Origin of the sequence: Cellulomonas sp. PSBB021 (genome assembly GCF_002240455.1) — a bacterium.
Lineage (GTDB): Bacteria > Actinomycetota > Actinomycetes > Actinomycetales > Cellulomonadaceae > Cellulomonas > Cellulomonas uda.
Genome location: NZ_CP021430.1, coordinates 68,451 through 84,530, shown reverse-complemented (window position 1 = coordinate 84,530; position 16,080 = coordinate 68,451). Strand labels below are relative to the sequence as shown.

15 protein-coding genes are annotated in these 16,080 nt (G+C 74.9%); 2 read left to right on the top strand and 13 right to left on the bottom strand.

All coding sequences use genetic code 11. The annotated features are described in order from the left end of the window. Positions 1-17: 17 nt before the first annotated feature. Genes CBP52_RS00380 through CBP52_RS00360 form a run of 5 tightly spaced genes read right to left on the bottom strand, consistent with a single transcriptional unit; the run spans position 18 to position 5,188 of the window. A complete protein-coding gene (locus tag CBP52_RS00380) occupies positions 18-1,307 on the bottom strand; it encodes a hypothetical protein (protein WP_232514582.1) in 1,290 nt (429 codons plus the stop codon). Continuing rightward, positions 1,304-2,275: a dihydropteroate synthase gene (gene folP, locus CBP52_RS00375; RefSeq protein WP_232514581.1), complete on the bottom strand. Its 972-nt coding sequence runs from the start codon at positions 2,273-2,275 to the stop codon at positions 1,304-1,306. Before folP ends, CBP52_RS00380 begins: the two co-directional genes overlap by 4 nt. After that, complete coding sequence (locus CBP52_RS00370; protein ID WP_094179356.1) at positions 2,272-3,102, bottom strand: TIGR00730 family Rossman fold protein; 831 nt, start codon at positions 3,100-3,102, stop codon at positions 2,272-2,274. The genes folP and CBP52_RS00370 overlap by 4 nt, the downstream gene beginning before the upstream one ends. Positions 3,103-3,111: 9 nt before the next feature. Then, positions 3,112-4,191 (bottom strand): succinyl-diaminopimelate desuccinylase, encoded by a 1,080-nt coding sequence (gene dapE, locus CBP52_RS00365; protein WP_094179355.1) that lies wholly within the window; start codon positions 4,189-4,191, stop codon positions 3,112-3,114. Positions 4,192-4,219: 28 nt separating this feature from the next. Next, entirely contained in the window at positions 4,220-5,188 is a 969-nt protein-coding gene (locus CBP52_RS00360) for an IS481 family transposase (RefSeq protein WP_157732448.1), read from the bottom strand. Between the two features lie 166 nt (positions 5,189-5,354). Here CBP52_RS00360 and dapD point away from each other — a divergent pair, with 166 nt between their 5' ends. After that, on the top strand, positions 5,355-6,296 hold the full coding sequence (gene dapD / locus CBP52_RS00355) for a 2,3,4,5-tetrahydropyridine-2,6-dicarboxylate N-succinyltransferase (protein ID WP_094179354.1): 942 nt from the start codon (positions 5,355-5,357) through the stop codon (positions 6,294-6,296). A gap of 5 nt (positions 6,297-6,301) precedes the next feature. Then, positions 6,302-7,201 (top strand): hypothetical protein, encoded by a 900-nt coding sequence (locus tag CBP52_RS00350; RefSeq protein WP_094179353.1) that lies wholly within the window; start codon positions 6,302-6,304, stop codon positions 7,199-7,201. Positions 7,202-7,208: 7 nt separating this feature from the next. On the opposite strand, the gene CBP52_RS00345 is transcribed toward CBP52_RS00350, so the two are convergent. The 8 genes from CBP52_RS00345 to CBP52_RS00305 all read right to left on the bottom strand — a co-directional run bounded on the left by CBP52_RS00345 (position 7,209) and on the right by CBP52_RS00305 (position 16,080). Beyond that, positions 7,209-7,643, bottom strand: a complete 435-nt coding sequence (locus CBP52_RS00345; protein ID WP_094179352.1) for a YrdB family protein — start codon at positions 7,641-7,643, stop codon at positions 7,209-7,211. 1 nt (position 7,644) lies between these two features. Continuing rightward, a complete protein-coding gene (locus CBP52_RS00340; RefSeq protein ID WP_094179351.1) occupies positions 7,645-8,943 on the bottom strand; it encodes a citrate synthase in 1,299 nt (432 codons plus the stop codon). A gap of 174 nt (positions 8,944-9,117) precedes the next feature. Beyond that, positions 9,118-10,269, bottom strand: coding sequence for a succinyldiaminopimelate transaminase (gene dapC, locus CBP52_RS00335; protein WP_094179350.1), 1,152 nt, complete (start codon positions 10,267-10,269; stop codon positions 9,118-9,120). A gap of 12 nt (positions 10,270-10,281) precedes the next feature. Beyond that, positions 10,282-10,608, bottom strand: coding sequence for a ferredoxin (fdxA, locus tag CBP52_RS00330; protein WP_094179349.1), 327 nt, complete (start codon positions 10,606-10,608; stop codon positions 10,282-10,284). Positions 10,609-11,020: 412 nt separating this feature from the next. Then, positions 11,021-14,125: a VanW family protein gene (locus CBP52_RS00320; protein ID WP_094179348.1), complete on the bottom strand. Its 3,105-nt coding sequence runs from the start codon at positions 14,123-14,125 to the stop codon at positions 11,021-11,023. Positions 14,126-14,241: 116 nt separating this feature from the next. Next, a complete protein-coding gene (locus CBP52_RS00315) occupies positions 14,242-14,730 on the bottom strand; it encodes a flavin reductase family protein (RefSeq protein WP_094179347.1) in 489 nt (162 codons plus the stop codon). Beyond that, a complete protein-coding gene (locus CBP52_RS00310) occupies positions 14,727-15,137 on the bottom strand; it encodes a hypothetical protein (protein ID WP_094179346.1) in 411 nt (136 codons plus the stop codon). Before CBP52_RS00310 ends, CBP52_RS00315 begins: the two co-directional genes overlap by 4 nt. Positions 15,138-15,141: 4 nt before the next feature. Next, positions 15,142-16,080 (bottom strand): PIG-L family deacetylase, encoded by a 939-nt coding sequence (locus CBP52_RS00305; RefSeq protein ID WP_094179345.1) that lies wholly within the window; start codon positions 16,078-16,080, stop codon positions 15,142-15,144.

Here is a 16,080-nt window from a genome sequence, read left to right as displayed (position 1 = left end):
AGTTCACAGGCCGGACATCACGGCGGCCAGCCGCTCGTCAGGCGCCAGAACCGCCACACCCAGACCGCCTGCAGGACCAGCATGAGCACCACGACACCCGCGAACCACGCCCACCGCGCGGCCCCCGGCCGGCGCACCACGCCGGCCGTGATCGCCCCCGCGGGGAAGGCGAGGACGAGGAACCGCGCGAGGCTGCTGCCGGGCTCGATCGCCGCCGCGAGGTAGAGCAGGTACGCGGCGGGCCACGCGTGCAGCTCGGGTCCCAGCCGCCGGGCGGCGGGCACGACGAGCAGCGCGACGACGAACACCGCGGCCGCGGCGAGCACCCACCAGCCGGCGTCGCCGAACCAGAACCGGAGCACGTAGTCCCAACCGCCGAACGGCGTGACCTCACGGACCCCGCGCCACGCCTCCTGCGTGCGCAGGTACCCCTCGGGCACACCCGTGACCCAGCCGCACACCGCGGGCCACGCGAAGCCCGAGACGACCGCGACGACGCCGAGCCCCAGCACCTGTGCGACGTCCCGGCCCGGGAACGCCTCACGACCGCGCCGCGCCGCCACCCACCGCGCCAGCAGGTGCACGCCGACGACGACGGCCATCGGCAGCGCGACCGCACGGGTCAGCCCGAGCAGGACGAGCACACCCGCGCACGCGAGGTAGTGCCGGCGCACCAGCAGCAGCAGCGCGGCGGCGACGAGCAGGAGCGCGAGCGACTCGGTGTACGCGACCTGCAGCACGGGCGAGGTGGGGAACACCGCCACGAGCACGACGGTCGCGAGCGGCAGCCCGGGCCACGCGGCGCACGCGCGCGGCGCGCCGTGCGCCACGGCGCGGTGCACCAGGAGCATCGCGGCCGCGCCGAGCAGCAACGACGTCGTCGGCGCCACGACCTCCCACCCGAGGGTCGTGACGGCCATGAGCCCGCGCACGAGCATCGGGTACAGCGGGAAGAAGGCCCACGCGCTCTGCTGCACGCGGCCCGCCTCGTCGACGGGCAGGGTGTCCGGGTAGCCCTCGTCGGCGATGCGGTGGTACCAGCCCGCGTCCCAGAACAGCCCGGTCATCTGCGCGTACGACGGGTGCGCGTCCGCCCAGGGGGTGGCCCCCTGGTGCGCGGCGGCCTGCAGGACCAGCACCGCGGTGAGGCCGCGCGCGAGCGCGTACACCGCGAGCACCTGCACCCACCACGCCCACGTGCGCGGGTCCCACCACCGGCGCGCCGGCCGCACGACGTCGTGCTCGCCGGTGGGCTGCGCGGACCCCTGTGCGGACCCCTGCGCGGGCCCCTGCACGGCCGCGGTCACGCCAGCCCCCGCACCGCGTGCTCGGGTGCGCGGTCGGCGCGGATCGCGGCGACCATGTCGAGCGTGCGGCGCGTCGCCCGCACGTCGTGCGCGCGGAACACGCGCGCGCCGAGCCACGCCGCCACCGCGGTCGCGGCGAGGGTGCCCTCGAGCCGCTCCTCGGTGGGCAGGCCGAGCGTCTCGCCGACGAAGTCCTTGCGCGAGAACGCCATGAGCACCGGGTACCCGAGCGCGACGAGCGCGGAGGTGCGGCGCACCAGGTGCAGCGAGTGCCACGTGTTCTTGCCGAAGTCGTGCGTCGGGTCGACGAGCACGCTCGCGGGGTCGATCCCGAGGTCGACGGCCCGCCGGGCGGCCGCGGCGAGCGTCGCCACCACGTCCTCGACGACGCCGTCGAGCGGGTCTGTCGCGTCGCTCCCGGGTCCGTGCGGGTACGCGACGCGGAACGGGTCGGTGCGCGGGCGAGCGCCGCCCGTGTGCGAGCACACGACGCCCATCCCGTGCTCGGCGGCCACGGCGACGAGCTCCGGGTCGTGCCCCGCCCACGTGTCGTTCACCAGGTCGGCGCCCGCGAGCGCGGCCGCCCGCGCCACCGACGAGCGCCACGTGTCGACGCTCACGAGCAGACCCGGGTGCCGCCGGCGCACGCGCTCGACCAGCGGGATCACGCGCGCGAGCTCCTCGTCGGGCTCGACCCGCGGCCCGCGCCCCGCCCGCACGCCGCCGAGGTCGACGATGTCCGCGCCCTCCTCCTCGGCGCGCGCGACCGCCGCGTCGGCACCCGCCTCGTCGTACCGGGCGGGTGCGTAGAACGAGTCCGGCGTGCGGTTGACGACCGCCATGACGACGGGGTGGTCGGGCCCCAGCACGCGGTCCCGCAGGCGCAGCGTGGCGCCCGCTGCGGGCACGCCCGCGAGGCCGCCGGGCTCGCTCCCGGCGGGTCCGGCCGTGCCGGGAGCGCCCGTCACGGCTCGTCGGACGCCGCGTCGGCGGCCTCCTGCGCGGCCTCGGCCTGCGCGGTCGCGGCCTCCTCGGCGGCGCGCAGCTCCGCGCCGCGCTCGAGCACGACCCGCACGGCGTCCTCGGCGGTGTCGACCACCTGGATCAGCTCGCGGTCGACGGGCGAGATGAGCCCGGCGGCGACCACGGGCCCGGTGATCCAGTCGAGCAGCCCCTGCCAGTGCGCGCGCCCGACGAGCACGATGGGGAACTCGATGACCTTGTGCGTCTGCACGAGGGTGAGGGCCTCGAACAGCTCGTCGAGCGTCCCGAACCCGCCGGGCAGCACGATGAACCCCTCGGAGTACTTCACGAACATCGTCTTGCGGGCGAAGAAGTAGCGGAAGTTGACGCCGAGGTCGACCCAGTCGTTCATGCCCTGCTCGAACGGGAGCTCGATGCCGAGCCCGATCGAGACGCCGCCCGCCTCCTTGGCGCCGCGGTTGGCGGCCTCCATGATCCCGGGGCCGCCGCCCGTGATGACCGCGTACCCGGCCTCGACGAGCCGGCGCGCCACCTCGGTCGCGACCACGTACTCCGGTGAGCCGGGGCGGGTGCGCGCCGAGCCGAACACGCTCACCGCGGGCCCCACCTCCGCGAGCGCCCCGAACCCCTCGACGAACTCCGACTGGATGCGCATCACGCGCCACGGGTCGTCGTGCAACCAGGCCGCCCCGCCCGAGGGCCCGCTCAGCAGCCGTTGGTCCGACGTCGTCGTCGGGATCTGCCGCCCGCGCAGGAGCACCGGGCCCTTGCGGTAGCCGCGGCCGGGTGCGGGCTGTCCGTCGTCGCTCATGCCCGCAGCCTAAGAGGTGAGCCAGACGCGCAGGGCCTCGTACGACGTGCGCAGCTGCGCGAGCGGGCAGCGTTCGTCGTCCTTGTGCGCGAGCATCGGGTCGCCGGGGCCGAAGTTCACCGCGGGGACCCCCAGCTCGGAGAACCGGGCGACGTCCGTCCAGCCGTACTTGGGTGCGGGGGCGCCGCCCGTCACCGCGAGCACCGCGGCCGCGAACTCCTGCGCGGCGGGTGCGTCGAGCCCCGGTCGCGCGCCGGGGGCCGCGTCGGTGACGACGACGTCGTAGCCGTCGAACAGCTCGCGCACGTGCGCCTGCGCGTCGGCGACCGACGACGACGGCGCGAACCGGTAGTTGACCGTCACCACGCAGCCGTCCGGGATGACGTTCGTCGCGGTCCCGCCGCTGATGAGGACCGCGTTGAGGCTCTCGCGGTAGACCAGCCCGTCGACGTCGACGGACCGCGGCTCGTACGCCTCGAGCCGGCGCAGCACCTCCCCCGCGGCGTGCACGGCGTTGACGCCCGCCCACGCACGCGCCGAGTGCGCGGCGACGCCGGCGAGGCGGACCTCCGCCCGCAGCGTCCCGTTGCACCCGCCCTCGAGGCCGCCGTTCGACGGCTCGCCGAGCACCGCGAAGTCGCACGCGAGCCAGTCCGGGTGGTTCCGCACGAGCCGGCCGAGCCCGTTGAGGTCGGCGGCGACCTCCTCGTGGTCGTAGAACACCCAGGTCACGTCGCGCGTCGGCGCGTCGAGCGCCACCGCGAGCGCGAGCGCGACCGCGACGCCCCCCTTCATGTCGACCGTCCCGCGCCCCCACAGCTCGTCGCCGACGACGCGCGTCGGCAGGTTGTCCGCGACCGGCACGGTGTCGAGGTGCCCGGCGACGACGACGCGCTGGGCGCGGCCGAGGTGGGTGCGCGCGACGACGGCGTCGCCGTCGCGCAGGACCTCGAGGTGCGCGGCGCTGCGCAGCGCGTCCTCGACCAGGTCGGCGAGCGCGCGCTCGTCTCCGCTGACGGAAGGGACGTCGCAGATCGCGCGGGTGAGGGCGACCAGGTCGCCGCGAGGGTCGAGGGCGGGGTGCGTCACGGTCCCCGAGCCTAGGTGTACTCGGCCATCACGTTGGTGACAGTCGGGTGACGGGGGCGGCGCCGACGGCGTGGTGGTGACGTTCAGTGTTGTACTCGTTGAGCCAGGTGGTGAAGGCGGTGGTTCGCTGGTCGTTCGAGGTCCATGGATGCCGGTAGGCCCATTCGCTGGCGAGGGTGCGGTTGAATCGTTCGACCTTGCCGTTCTGCCAGGGGCAGTGGGCCTTGATGAACCAGTGCGCGGTCTGGTGCGCGGCGAGCACCGCAGCGACCTCGTGGGCGTGTGCGTAGGACCAGTGGTTGTCGGTGAGGACGGCTCTGACGGGTGTGCCCAGCGCGGCGAAGTGGGTCAGGGCACGGTCGATGAAGCCCGCGCAGGTCGCGCCTTTCTCGTCCGGCAGGATCTCGGCGTAGGCGACTCGTGAGTAGTCGTCCACGGCGGCGTGGACGTAGTCATAGCCGATCAGCGGGCGCTTCTTCTTCGCGGCCTGGGTGCCGGCTCGCCCATGCGCTCTCCACCCACCGCCTTGCGGGATCCGCCCGACCTTCTTGACGTCGACGTGCACGAGGTCACCCGGGTGCGCGTGCTCGTAGCGGACCGCGGTCACCTTCGACGCCCGGATCGGCTCACCGCTGATCGGGTCGCACTGCCACAGGTAGGGCACGTGGGCGCGGCGCAGGATCCGCGAGACGGTCCGCGCCGGCACTCCGGTCGCCCGCGCGAGCTCGTCCGGACCGCGCCGCAACCGCTCACGCGCAGCGAGCACGAGTGCGACCCGCTCAGGGCTGGTCACCGCCGGTGACCGTCGCGGACGCGAGGACCGGTCCTGCAGACCGGCACGGCCCTGCGCATCGAAACGAGCCACCCACCGATGCGCGCACTGGCGCGAGACACCCAGCTCGCGGGCGACATGAGCGACCGGGCGCCCCTGCACCCGCACCCGCTGCACCAACAACCATCTCCCATGCGGCGTCAGCCGCGCATTAGCGTGAACCACGAGGGCCTCCGGATCGTGAAGACGAGACATCTCCACTACGCCGGAGGCCCTCGCCCACGTCAACGCCCTGTCACCAACGTGATGGCCGAGTACACCTAGGGCGCGCGAGCCACGCCGCGATCGGTTACCGACCGGTAACGATTCAGCCGCCCGTAGGCTGGCCACCATGAGCTCTCGCCCCGCCTGGGGGTTCGGTCTCGCGACCACGACCCTCGACGGCACCACTCTCGACACCTGGTACCCCGCTCCCGCCCTCGGCACGCCCGACGACGACGCCGAGGCGCCCGCCGACCTGCACGAGCACGTCGACGAAGCGCGCCGCGTGCGCGTGCACGTCGTGCGCACCGTCGTCGACCTGGACGCCCCGCCCGCCGGGACCGCCGACGCGTACCTGCGCCTGCACCTGCTGTCGCACCGGCTCGTGCGGCCCAACGACGTCAACCTCGAGGGCATCTTCGGTGCGCTGCCGAACGTCGTGTGGACCGACCGCGGCCCGTGCGCGGTCGAGGGCTTCGAGGTCACGCGCGCACGCCTGCGCGCCGCGAACCAGGTCGCACCGACCGTCTACGGCGTCGACAAGTTCCCGCGCATGGTCGACTACGTGCTCCCGTCGGGCGTGCGGATCGCCGACGCCGACCGCGTGCGCCTCGGCGCGCACCTGGCGGCCGGGACGACCGTCATGCACGAGGGCTTCGTGAACTTCAACGCCGGCACCCTCGGCACCTCGATGGTCGAGGGCCGCATCTCCCAGGGCGTCGTCGTCGGCGACGGCTCGGACATCGGCGGCGGCGCGTCGATCATGGGCACGCTGTCCGGCGGGGGCCGCGAGGTCGTCTCGATCGGGCGGCGCACGCTGCTCGGCGCCAACGCGGGCCTGGGCATCGCGCTCGGCGACGACTGCGTGGTCGAGGCCGGCCTGTACGTCACCGCGGGCACCAAGGTCACGCTCGTCGGCTTCGGCGACGACGACGGCACGGTCGTCAAGGCCCGCACGTTGTCGGGCGCCGACGGCGTCCTGTTCCGCCGCAACTCGCTCACGGGCGGGGTCGAGGCGGTCGCGCGCACGGGGACGGGCGTGCGGCTCAACGCGTCGCTGCACGCCAACTGAACGCGGTGACCGACCGCCGGCGCCGGCCACGCGCCCGGCGCGGCCGGCGCGCCGCGCGCACGCTCGTCGGGCTGCTGGTGCTCGTCGGGGTCCTGGCCGGTGCCGTCGCGCTCGTCGTGACCGCGCTCGAGCGCCTCGAGCCCGAGGTCCCCGTGGTCGCGCGGTGCACGGCGACGCTCGACGGCACCGCGTGGAGCCTGAGCGCCGACCAGGCGCAGCACGCCGCGCTGTTCGCCGCGGTCGCGCAGCGCCGCGGGCTGCCCGCGCGTGCCGTGACGATCGCGATCGCGACCGCGCTGCAGGAGTCCCGCCTCGAGAACATCGACTACGGCGACCGGGACTCGATCGGGCTGTTCCAGCAGCGACCCTCGCAGGGCTGGGGCACGGTCGAGCAGATCATGGACCCGGTCTACTCGGTCGGGAAGTTCTACGACGGGCTCGTGAAGGTCCCGGGCTACGAGGACATGGAGGTCACCGACGCCGCGCAGGCGGTGCAACGGTCCGCGTTCCCGAAGGCGTACGCGCAGCACGAGGTCCGGGCGCGCGCGTGGGCGTCCGGCCTGACCGGGCACTCCCCCGCGACGATCGCGTGCACGCTGCCGGCGGGCGACGGCGGGGACCCGGACGCGGTGCTGACCCGCGTGCGGCGCGACCTCGGCGACGTCCCCGCGCGGGCGTTCGGCGGCGGCGACGAGCCGGCGGGCGTCGTGGTCGACGCGCGCGGTCTGGGCGACGACGCCGCACGGTCCGCGTGGGCGGTCGCGGCGTGGGCCGTGGCGACCGCCGACGAGCTCGGCACCCGGCGGGTCGACGTCGCGGACCGCTCGTGGACGCGAGAGGGCGGCACGTGGACGGCGAACGACCGGGGCGCGCGCACCGCGGGCACGGTGCGCATCGACTCGTGAGCCCCGCTCACGGACGAGGGGCCGCACCCCGCGTCGTCGCGGCGTCCTGACCACCGCGCGAGAACCCGAACGCGACCGCGGCCAGGACCGTCAGCACCGCGCCCCACCACCCGAGCCCGACCAGGCCGGCGAGGAGCGCGACGGCGACGAACGGCGCGAGCTGCGTGAGGTAGCGCCACGGCCACGGCAGCCGCGACGGCGAGCGCGGCGCGTTCCACCGCGCCCATACGATCACGACGACCGCGACGAGCAGCACCGCCAGCACGGCCGCGAGCGCGTCCTGCGCGGGCACGTCGATCCGCTGCCCGAGGCGCCACCCGGTCACCCCGGCGAGCACGAGCAGCCCGAGCTCGCAGACGAACGCGACCACGGACAGCGGCCCGGCCACCCCGGGCGGGAGCGCACCGGCGCGCCGCGCGTCGGGGCCGCCGGTGCCGGTCACGTCAGCGCTTGTCGGCGCAGACGTAGTCGCGCGCGACCTCGCCGGTGTAGACCTGGCGCGGCCGGCCGATCTTGGTCGCGGGGTCCGTCATCATCTCGCGCCACTGCGCGATCCAGCCGGGCATGCGGCCCAGCGCGAACAGCGGCGTGAACATCGCCCGGTCGAAGCCCATGGCCTTGTAGATCAGGCCCGTGTAGAAGTCGACGTTCGGGTACAGCTTGCGCGAGATGAAGTAGTCGTCGTTGAGCGCGATCTCCTCGAGCGTCATCGCGATGTCGAGCAGCTCGTCGGCCGCGCCCAGCGCCTCGAGCACCGCGTGCGCGCTCTCCTTGACGATCGCCGCGCGCGGGTCGTAGTTCTTGTAGACCCGGTGCCCGAAGCCCATGAGCCGGACACCCTGCTCCTTGTTCTTCACGCGGCGCATGAAGTCCGTGGCGTCGCCGCCGTTCGCCTTGATCTCGTCGAGCATCGTGAGCACGGCCTCGTTCGCGCCACCGTGCAGCGGGCCCGACAGCGCGTTGATGCCGGCCGCGACGGACGCGTACAGGTTCGCGTGCGACGAGCCGACGATGCGGACCGTGGACGTCGAGCAGTTCTGCTCGTGGTCCGCGTGGAGGATCAGCAGCTTGTCGAGCGCCTCGACGACGACCGGGTCCGGCTCGTACTGCTGGTACGGCACGGCGAACGTCATGCGCAGGAAGTCCTCGACGTACCCGCGGCTGTAGTCCGGGTACAGCAGCGGCTCACCCTTGGACGTGCGATGCACGTAGGAGGTGATGGTGCGCGTCTTGGCGAGGATGAGCACCGTCGCGAGCTCGACCGTCTCCGGGTCGAACGGGTCGAGCGACTCGGGGTAGAACGTCGACAGCGCGTTGATCGCCGACGACATCACGGCCATCGGGTGCGCTCCGCGCGGGAACGTCCCCATGAACGTGCGGAAGTCCTCGTGCACGAGCGTGTGCCGGTTGACGCGCTCGCTGAACGCGTCCAGCTCGGCCGGCGTCGGCAGCTCGCCGTGGATCAGCAGGTACGCGACCTCGAGGAACGTCGACGACGCCGCCAGCTGCTCGATCGGGTAGCCCCGGTAGCGCAGGATCCCCTCGTCGCCGTCGATGTACGTGATCTTCGACTCGCACGACGCGGTGTTCATGAAGCCGGGGTCCACGGTCACCAGACCGGTGTCGCGCAGCAGCGTCGAGACCACCACTCCGTCGTTCCCCTCGGTCGCGGTGACGACCGGCAGGTCCTTGGCCTGGCCACTGACGACCAGCTGGACCGGGGAGGTGAGGGTCTCGGACATGGCGTTCCTTCCTGCCACGACCTGCGCAGATCGCGCTCTGGTCGTCGCCGACGTCGGCCCTGCGGCCGCAGCGGTGGCCTCCGTTGGCCTGCCGACGACGGTACCTGCGCCCGGCGCGCGGTGACGAATCCTGGGACGACCTGACCCGCTGTGAATCAAGTCACAGCACGTCGGTCACGCGCCGCGCAGCCGCGCCGCGGCCTCCGCGACCGCCTCGTCGGACGCGGTCAGCGCGACCCGCACGTGCCCCCGGCCGGCCGGGCCGTAGAACGCACCCGGCGCGACGAGGACGCCCAGCCCCGCGAGGTCGGCGACCGTCTGCCAGCAGTCCTGCTCGCCGCCCGCCGGCCGCACCCACAGGTAGAGGCCCGCCGCGGACTCGTCGACCGCGTACCCGGCCTCCTCGAACGCCGCGCGCAGCACGGCGCGGCGCGCGCGGTACCGCTCACGCTGCGCCGCCACGTGCGCGTCGTCGTCGAGCGCGACCGTCATGGCCGCCTGCACCGGCCCCGGCACGATCATGCCCGCGTGCTTGCGCGTCTCGAGCAGCCCCGCGACCAGCGCCGGGTCCCCCGCGACGAACGCCGCGCGGTACCCCGCGAGGTTCGACTGCTTCGACAGCGAGTACACCGCGAGCAGACCGGTCACGTCGCCGCCCGACACCCGAGGGTCGAGCACGCTCGGCACCCCGTCGCTCGCCCACGGCTCGTCCCACGCGAGCTCCGCGTAGCACTCGTCGGACGCCACGACGACCGGGCGGCCGTCCCGCCGCGCGGCATCACGGGCGGCGGCCACCACGGCCGCGAGCTCGTCGACGCCCAGCACCGCGCCGTGCGGGTTGGCGGGCGAGTTCAGCCACACCAGCCGCACGTCGCCGCGCCCGCGCGCGAGCCGCTCCGCGGGGTCCGCGCACGGCTCGGGCACCGCGCCCGCGAGCCGGGCCCCCACGTCGTACGTCGGGTACGCGACCGCCGGGTGCAGCACCGTGTCGCCCTCCCCCAGCCCGAGCAGCGCCGGCAGCAGCGCGACCAGCTCCTTCGAGCCGACGGTCGGCAGCACCCCCGCCGGGTCCAGGCCCGGGACACCGCGGCGCCGCGCGAACCACCGCACGACCGCCTCACGCAGGTCCGCGGTCCCCCACGTCGTCGGGTACCCCGGCGAGTCCGCCGCCGCGACGAGCGCGTCGCGCACCACCGCCGGCGTCGGGTCCACCGGCGTGCCGACCGACAGGTCGACGATGCCCCGCTCGTGCGCGCGCGCCTGCTGCGCGAACGGCACCAGCGTGTCCCACGGGAAGTCCGGCAGCGCGCCGGTCAGCAGTCCCACCGGTGACGAAGGTCAGTCGCCGTGCACGCGCAGCGGCAGCGTCGCGATGATCGGGTGGTCCTTGTCGATCTGCCCCATCTTGGCGGCGCCACCCGGCGAGCCCAGGTCGTCGAAGAACTCGACGTTGGCCTTGTAGTACTCGCTCCACTGCTCGGGGACGTCGTCCTCGTAGTAGATGGCCTCGACCGGGCACACCGGCTCGCACGCCCCGCAGTCCACGCACTCGTCCGGGTGGATGTACAGCGACCGCTTGCCCTCGTAGATGCAGTCCACGGGACATTCCTCGATGCACGCCTTGTCCTTGACGTCCACGCAGGGTTCGGCGATCACATACGTCACGGTCGGTCCTCCACTTGACGGGTCGTCCCTAGTATTCCCCACATGCGCACGCGCACGATCCGGTGTCCACTCCCCGACCCACCCCCCGCCGCCACGAGGCCCGGACGGTGAGCGCCCCTCCCGCCCGGCCGTGGCGCGAGGCCACTGCCGGCACGCGCGTCGTCGTCCGACGCCGCCTCGTGCCGGCCCCGCCGGACGGGCCGCACCTCACCGACGTGCTCGGCGTGGTGCTGCGCGTCGACGACGAGGGCCTGACGCTCGACACCTCGCGCGGCCCCGCCCGGATCCTGGGCGCGGACGTCGTGCTCTGGAAGCCGATCCCCCCGCCCCCGAGCGACGCGCCCGGCGGCACTGACCCCCTGCCGTTGAGGTCCGCACTGCGGTCGAGGTCGACGCTGCGGTCGCGGTCGGCTCAGGGAGCGGCGGACTCCTCGTCCTTCTCCTTGTCCTTGTCCTTGTCCTTGTCCTTGTCGGGCGGCGAGCCGCACACCACGCGGTTCTGCGGCTTGTACCGCCACGTGTTCGACGTCGTGTCCTTCAGCTCGCCGTCCAGCAGCAACCGGCGCGTCACCGTCACCGAGAAGCCCGGGTTGCCGGCGGACTGCGGCGAGCACGTGCGCGAGGTGGAGTACACCGTGGACGGCTGCACCACACCTGAGCGCCCGCTCGTCGACGTTTCGACCGTCCAGTACTTGGTCCCCCACAGGCGCACGTACGCGCGCCCGTCCGCGACCCAGCCCTGCACGAGCGCGCCGTACGGCGTCGAGTTCTTCCACTTCATGTCGATCACGCCGGTGAAGATCGTCGCCTCGCGCCCCTCCGGGTACCGCGCGAACCACTCGCTGTGCGGCGTGTGCTCGACGTCCTCCATGCCCGCGAGGTACGCGGCGTTGAACGTCGTCGTCGACACCTGCGACAGGCCACCGCCCCACGCGTCCGAGTGCTCGCCGTTGACGATCGCGCCGGCCTGCACGAACCCGTGGGCCGCGTCGATCGGCCCGAGCGCGTCGGTGAGGCTGAACGTCTCGCCCGGCCGGATGAGCACGCCCGTGATGTTCTCCAGCCCCTGACGGATGTTCTGCGTGCGGCGCGGCTCGCTCGTCAGCGGCGTCGAGAACTCCGAGACGACTTCCTTGACGCCGAGCTCCTCGAGCGCCTCGGTGGACTCGCTCGGGTCGGTCTGCGTCAGCTCCACCGTCGCGGTGCGGTCCTGCGCGTCGGCGACGGCCGCGACCGCGTCCGCGACGTCCTCCGGCGCCACCGTGGTGCCCGGCTCGCCCGGCACGAGCACCGGCTTGCCGTCCTGGAACTCGAAGTGCGCGTCCGCCGCCGACGTCAGCACACCCTCGGGCAGCTGCTCGACGACCGCGTCCGCGAGCGCCTCACCGTCGAGCTGCAGCTCGAGGTCCCCGTCGACCGGCTGCATCGCTGCAGCCGCCGCGAGCGTGGCCGGCTGCAGCACCGCGAGCTTCTCGGACACGACGACCGAGATCGGGGCGGACACGAGCGGCTCCGCCACGTCGTCCAGCGCGGCCTGCGCCTCCGCCTGGGTGATCTCGGGCTCGACGACCGACGTCGGCAGCGCCAGCGGCTGTGCCGCGACCAGCCAGTCGCGGGACACGAGGTCCGCCGCCGCGTCCTGGTCGAGGCTCCAGCCCTCGGACGCGTCCGTCAGCACCGCGGCACCGTCGACGAACAGCACCGCACCGTCGACCGGTGCGAGCGACAGCGACGTCCCCAGCGCCTCGAGCGCGGCCGTCAGCTTCGCCTCGTCCACCTGCGTCACGGGCTCCTGCGCACCCACGCCGACGATCTGGTCCCACAGCCGGCGCGGCTGCGCCAGGTCCACGCCCGTCAGCCGGTCGACCGTCGCCGCCGCGTCGAACGACAGGCCCGCGGCCTGCGGCTCGAGCGTCGCCTGCACGTCGTTCGCGAGCACCTCGACCGCGTCCTGCGTCGTCGGCGCGAGCTCCTCGTCCAGCCGCGCGACCGCGGCGTCCGCCGAGAGCCCGCCGATGTCCACGCCCGCGACCGTCGCCCCCCGCGGGACGCGGTCCGCCGTCGCGTAGCTCGCGCCGACGTACGCCGCGCCGAGCAGCACGACGACGCCCGCACCGACCGCCAGGCGCCGCGGCCAGCGGCGCACGTGCTCCTCGGGCTCGAAGTCGTCGAACGGCGACGGTTCGCGCGGCGTCGTCGGCACGGGGCCGGCCGTCACGCGCGCCGGACCGCCCGGCGTCGAGCCTGTGGACGTCGGGGCGGTGGGTGCCGGTGCCGCCGCGGGCAGGACGACCGTCTCGTCACCGCTGGCGTCCGCGAGCCGGGGCGCGGGCGTCGTCGGCTGCGCCTCGCGCCGGGGGAACACGGACTCCCGCGTCGGAGCCACGGCGGCAGCCGCGGCAGGGTCCGCGGGCGGCGCGGGCTCGGTCGCCGCGATCGGCTCCGCGGGCGCGGCCGGCGTGGCAGGCAGGACGACCGTCTCGGAGTCGCGGGGCGCGCTCGCGCGCACGGCGGCCGCAGGCGCATCGGCGGCCGGCTCCTCGGCGGCGGCCTCGTCGGGGGCGGCGGTGTCGGCAGCGGACTCGTCGGCAGCGGCAGCGGCGGCGTCGGCAGCGGGCTCGTCGGCCGTGGCCTCGGCAGCGGCCGTGCGCTCGTCGTCGGACGGCTCTCCGGCATCGGGCTCGCTCGCGTCGGACTCGTCCGCGGCCTCGTCGGCCTCCGGCTCGTCGACCGGCGCGGACGTCGGCTCTGTGCCGTCGGCAGCGCCCGCGGCAGGCTCCTCCGCCGCGGGCGTCGACGCGGCAGTCTCGGTGAAGATCGCGGGAACGACGACCGTCGGCGCCGGTTCCTCCGCCGCGCCCTCGTCGTCGCCAACGTCCTCGTCGTCCACGACCTCGGCGTCGACGGCGTCCTCGTCCTCGGCGTCGTCCTCGTCCTCGGCGTCGTCCTCGTCCTCGTCCTCGACGGTGGCCTCGTCGTCGCGCCCGCCCTCGTTCTCGGGCTGCTCGGGCCGGACGGTCTGCGCGACAGCGGCCTGAGCCTCGTCCTCGCCGGGCTCGTCAGATGGCTCGGCGTCGGTCGACGGCTCGGCGTCGGTCGAGGGCTCGGGGTCGGTCGAGGGCTCGGCCGGCGGGGCCTCGGCAGCAGGGCGCTCGGCGGGCAGCGACTCGTCAGCGGGTGCCTCGTCGGGCAGGTCCTCGTCGGGCGCGTCCTCGTCCGACCCGTCGTCGTCGGGCACGTCCTCGTCGGGCGACGCGTCGGCGGCGACGGGCTCGTCGGGGGTGACGTCGTCAGCAGAGGGCTCGTCGGCCACGACGTCCTCCGCGGGGGCCTCGTGCGGCTCCGCCGGCTCGGCGGACGCTTCTCCGGCAGGGACGACCGGGTTCGGACGTGTGTCGTCCCCGAGGGCGGGGCGGCGCGTGGTCGCACCCCAGACGGGCCAGACGACATCGTCGGCCGAGCTCCCGTTCGACGGCTCCTGAGGCGCGGGGCTGTCGGCGTCGGTACGGTCGGTCATCGCTTCCCCTGCTCGGTCGTGTTACGCCCGGCGAGTCTACGTCGCGGTGCCGTGAGGGCGGCGCAGGCCCACGCCCGCCTCGACGTACGCGGACGACCTGTGACGAGATCGTGACCTCAGCGCAGGCCGCGCAGTCGTCCCTCGACGTGCACGAGGCCCCCGACCTCGGGTCCGCCGCGTTCCGCGACGAGCACCTCGCCGACGACGACGTCGTGGTCACCCGCGGCGTGGATGGCACTCGTGCGGCACTCGAACCAGGCGGCGGCCCCGTCGACGCGGATGCCCGCGGCGACGTCGGGTGCGTGGTGCGGGACGCGGGCGAGCTGGTCGACCGCGGGGCGCCCGGCGGACGCGAGCCAGTCGGCGACGGGCGCCTGGTCGGCGCCGAGCACGGAGACCGTCCAGGTGTCGGCCTCGTCGAGCGCGTCGCGCAGGCGCGCGTCGGCGTGCACGCAGAACAGCAGCAGCGGGGGGTCGAGGGACACGGACGCGACCGAGCTGACGGTCATGGCCCAGACCGTGCGCCGCCACGTCGTGGTGACGACGGCGACGCCCGCGGGGAGCGCCGCGACGGCGGTGCGGAAGTCGTCGGGCCGGGCGCTCACGCCGCGCCGTCGCTCGCCGGTGCGGCCGGTGCCCGCGGGGTGTCGTCGAACCAGCGGCGCGGGGCGAGCGCACCGAGGGCGAGCGCGACCACGACCCCGCCGAGCCAGGCGAGGCCGAGCCACGCTGCGTTCACGCGGTCGCCGCCGGGCAGGAGCACGTCACCGCCGGGTCCGGTCCGCGCGAGCACGACGACGGCGAGGAACACACCACCGACGAGCCCGACGTACGCGGGCCACCCGGCCCACGCGCGCACCATGACGCTCGCGGCGAGCACCAGGGCGAGCCCGGCGAGCAGGCCCCACGGCATCGCACCGCGGTGGACGACGGTCCCGAGCGCCCCGATCAGGAGGCCGAGGACGAACGACAGGAGGGCCCGCACGAGCGTCTGCGGGGTCAGCGGCTGCACGCCGTCAGGCTACCGGCCGGACCCCTGCGGGCCACGCGACGCCCGCGAGACCGCCGGGGCTCGAGCCGGGTGCGAGGCGGTACTGCTCGACGGGCAGGACCGGCTCGGCCAGGCCGAGGCTGAGGCCGTACCGGCCGACGAGCGCGGGCTCGTCGTCGACGGCGGCCACGTGCTGCACCTGCGTCGCGTGGGCGCGCAACGCGTCGAGCACCGTGTCGCGCACCGGGCGCGTGTCGACCTCGACCGCCACACGCTCGTCGTCGACGACGACCGAGGCGAACACGTCGTCGTCCGCGGGCGGGGTCAGCGCGTCGCCCGGTCCGACGAGGCGGCGCAGCGCGGCACGCGCGGCGCGCGCCCGCCGGCGCCCCTGCGCGGCCCACAGCACCACGGGCACGCGGTGCCCGGCCCGCGCCGCGAGCTCGAGCGCGCGGGACGTCACGTCGTGCGCACGCACGTGGTCCGGGTGGCCGTAGCCCCCGCCCGGCTCGTACGTCACGACGACGCTCGGTGCCCGGTCGACGACGAGCGCGGCGAGCGGCGCGGCGAGGTCGTCGAGCGGCTGCGCGGCCAGCGCCGTCCCCGCGGCGACCGCCTCGGGAGCCGCGACCGCGCGGCGGCCCTCGTCGGCCCAGGCCATGCCCGAGTCCTCGTACCGCGCCCCGGTCAGGGCGTCGAGGAACACGTGGTCGGCCACGCCCAACGCCGCGAGGGCGCCGGCGAGCTCGGTCTCGCGGTGCGCCGCGAGCGCCGGGCCGTCGCCCTCGAGGTGCGCGAGCGCGTCCCCGATCACCTCGCCGCGCTCACCGCGCGTGCACGTCACCAGGGTCACGGGCAGCCCGGCCGCGGCCCACGTCGCGAGCAGCGCACCCGTCGCGAGCGTCTCGTCGTCGGGGTGCGCGTGCACCGCGAGCAGGCCGCCGGGCCGGCCCGGCCCCGGCAC

What these genes read in the sequence shown, in the direction of transcription:
- CBP52_RS00370 (WP_094179356.1), bottom strand. Translation starts at nt 3,102, where the DNA reads ATGAGCGACGACGGACAGCCCGCACCCGGCCGCGGCTACCGCAAGGGC.
- dapD (WP_094179354.1), top strand. Translation starts at nt 5,355, where the DNA reads ATGAGCTCTCGCCCCGCCTGGGGGTTCGGTCTCGCGACCACGACCCTC.
- CBP52_RS00340 (WP_094179351.1), bottom strand. Translation starts at nt 8,943, where the DNA reads ATGTCCGAGACCCTCACCTCCCCGGTCCAGCTGGTCGTCAGTGGCCAG.
- CBP52_RS00320 (WP_094179348.1), bottom strand. Translation starts at nt 14,125, where the DNA reads ATGACCGACCGTACCGACGCCGACAGCCCCGCGCCTCAGGAGCCGTCG.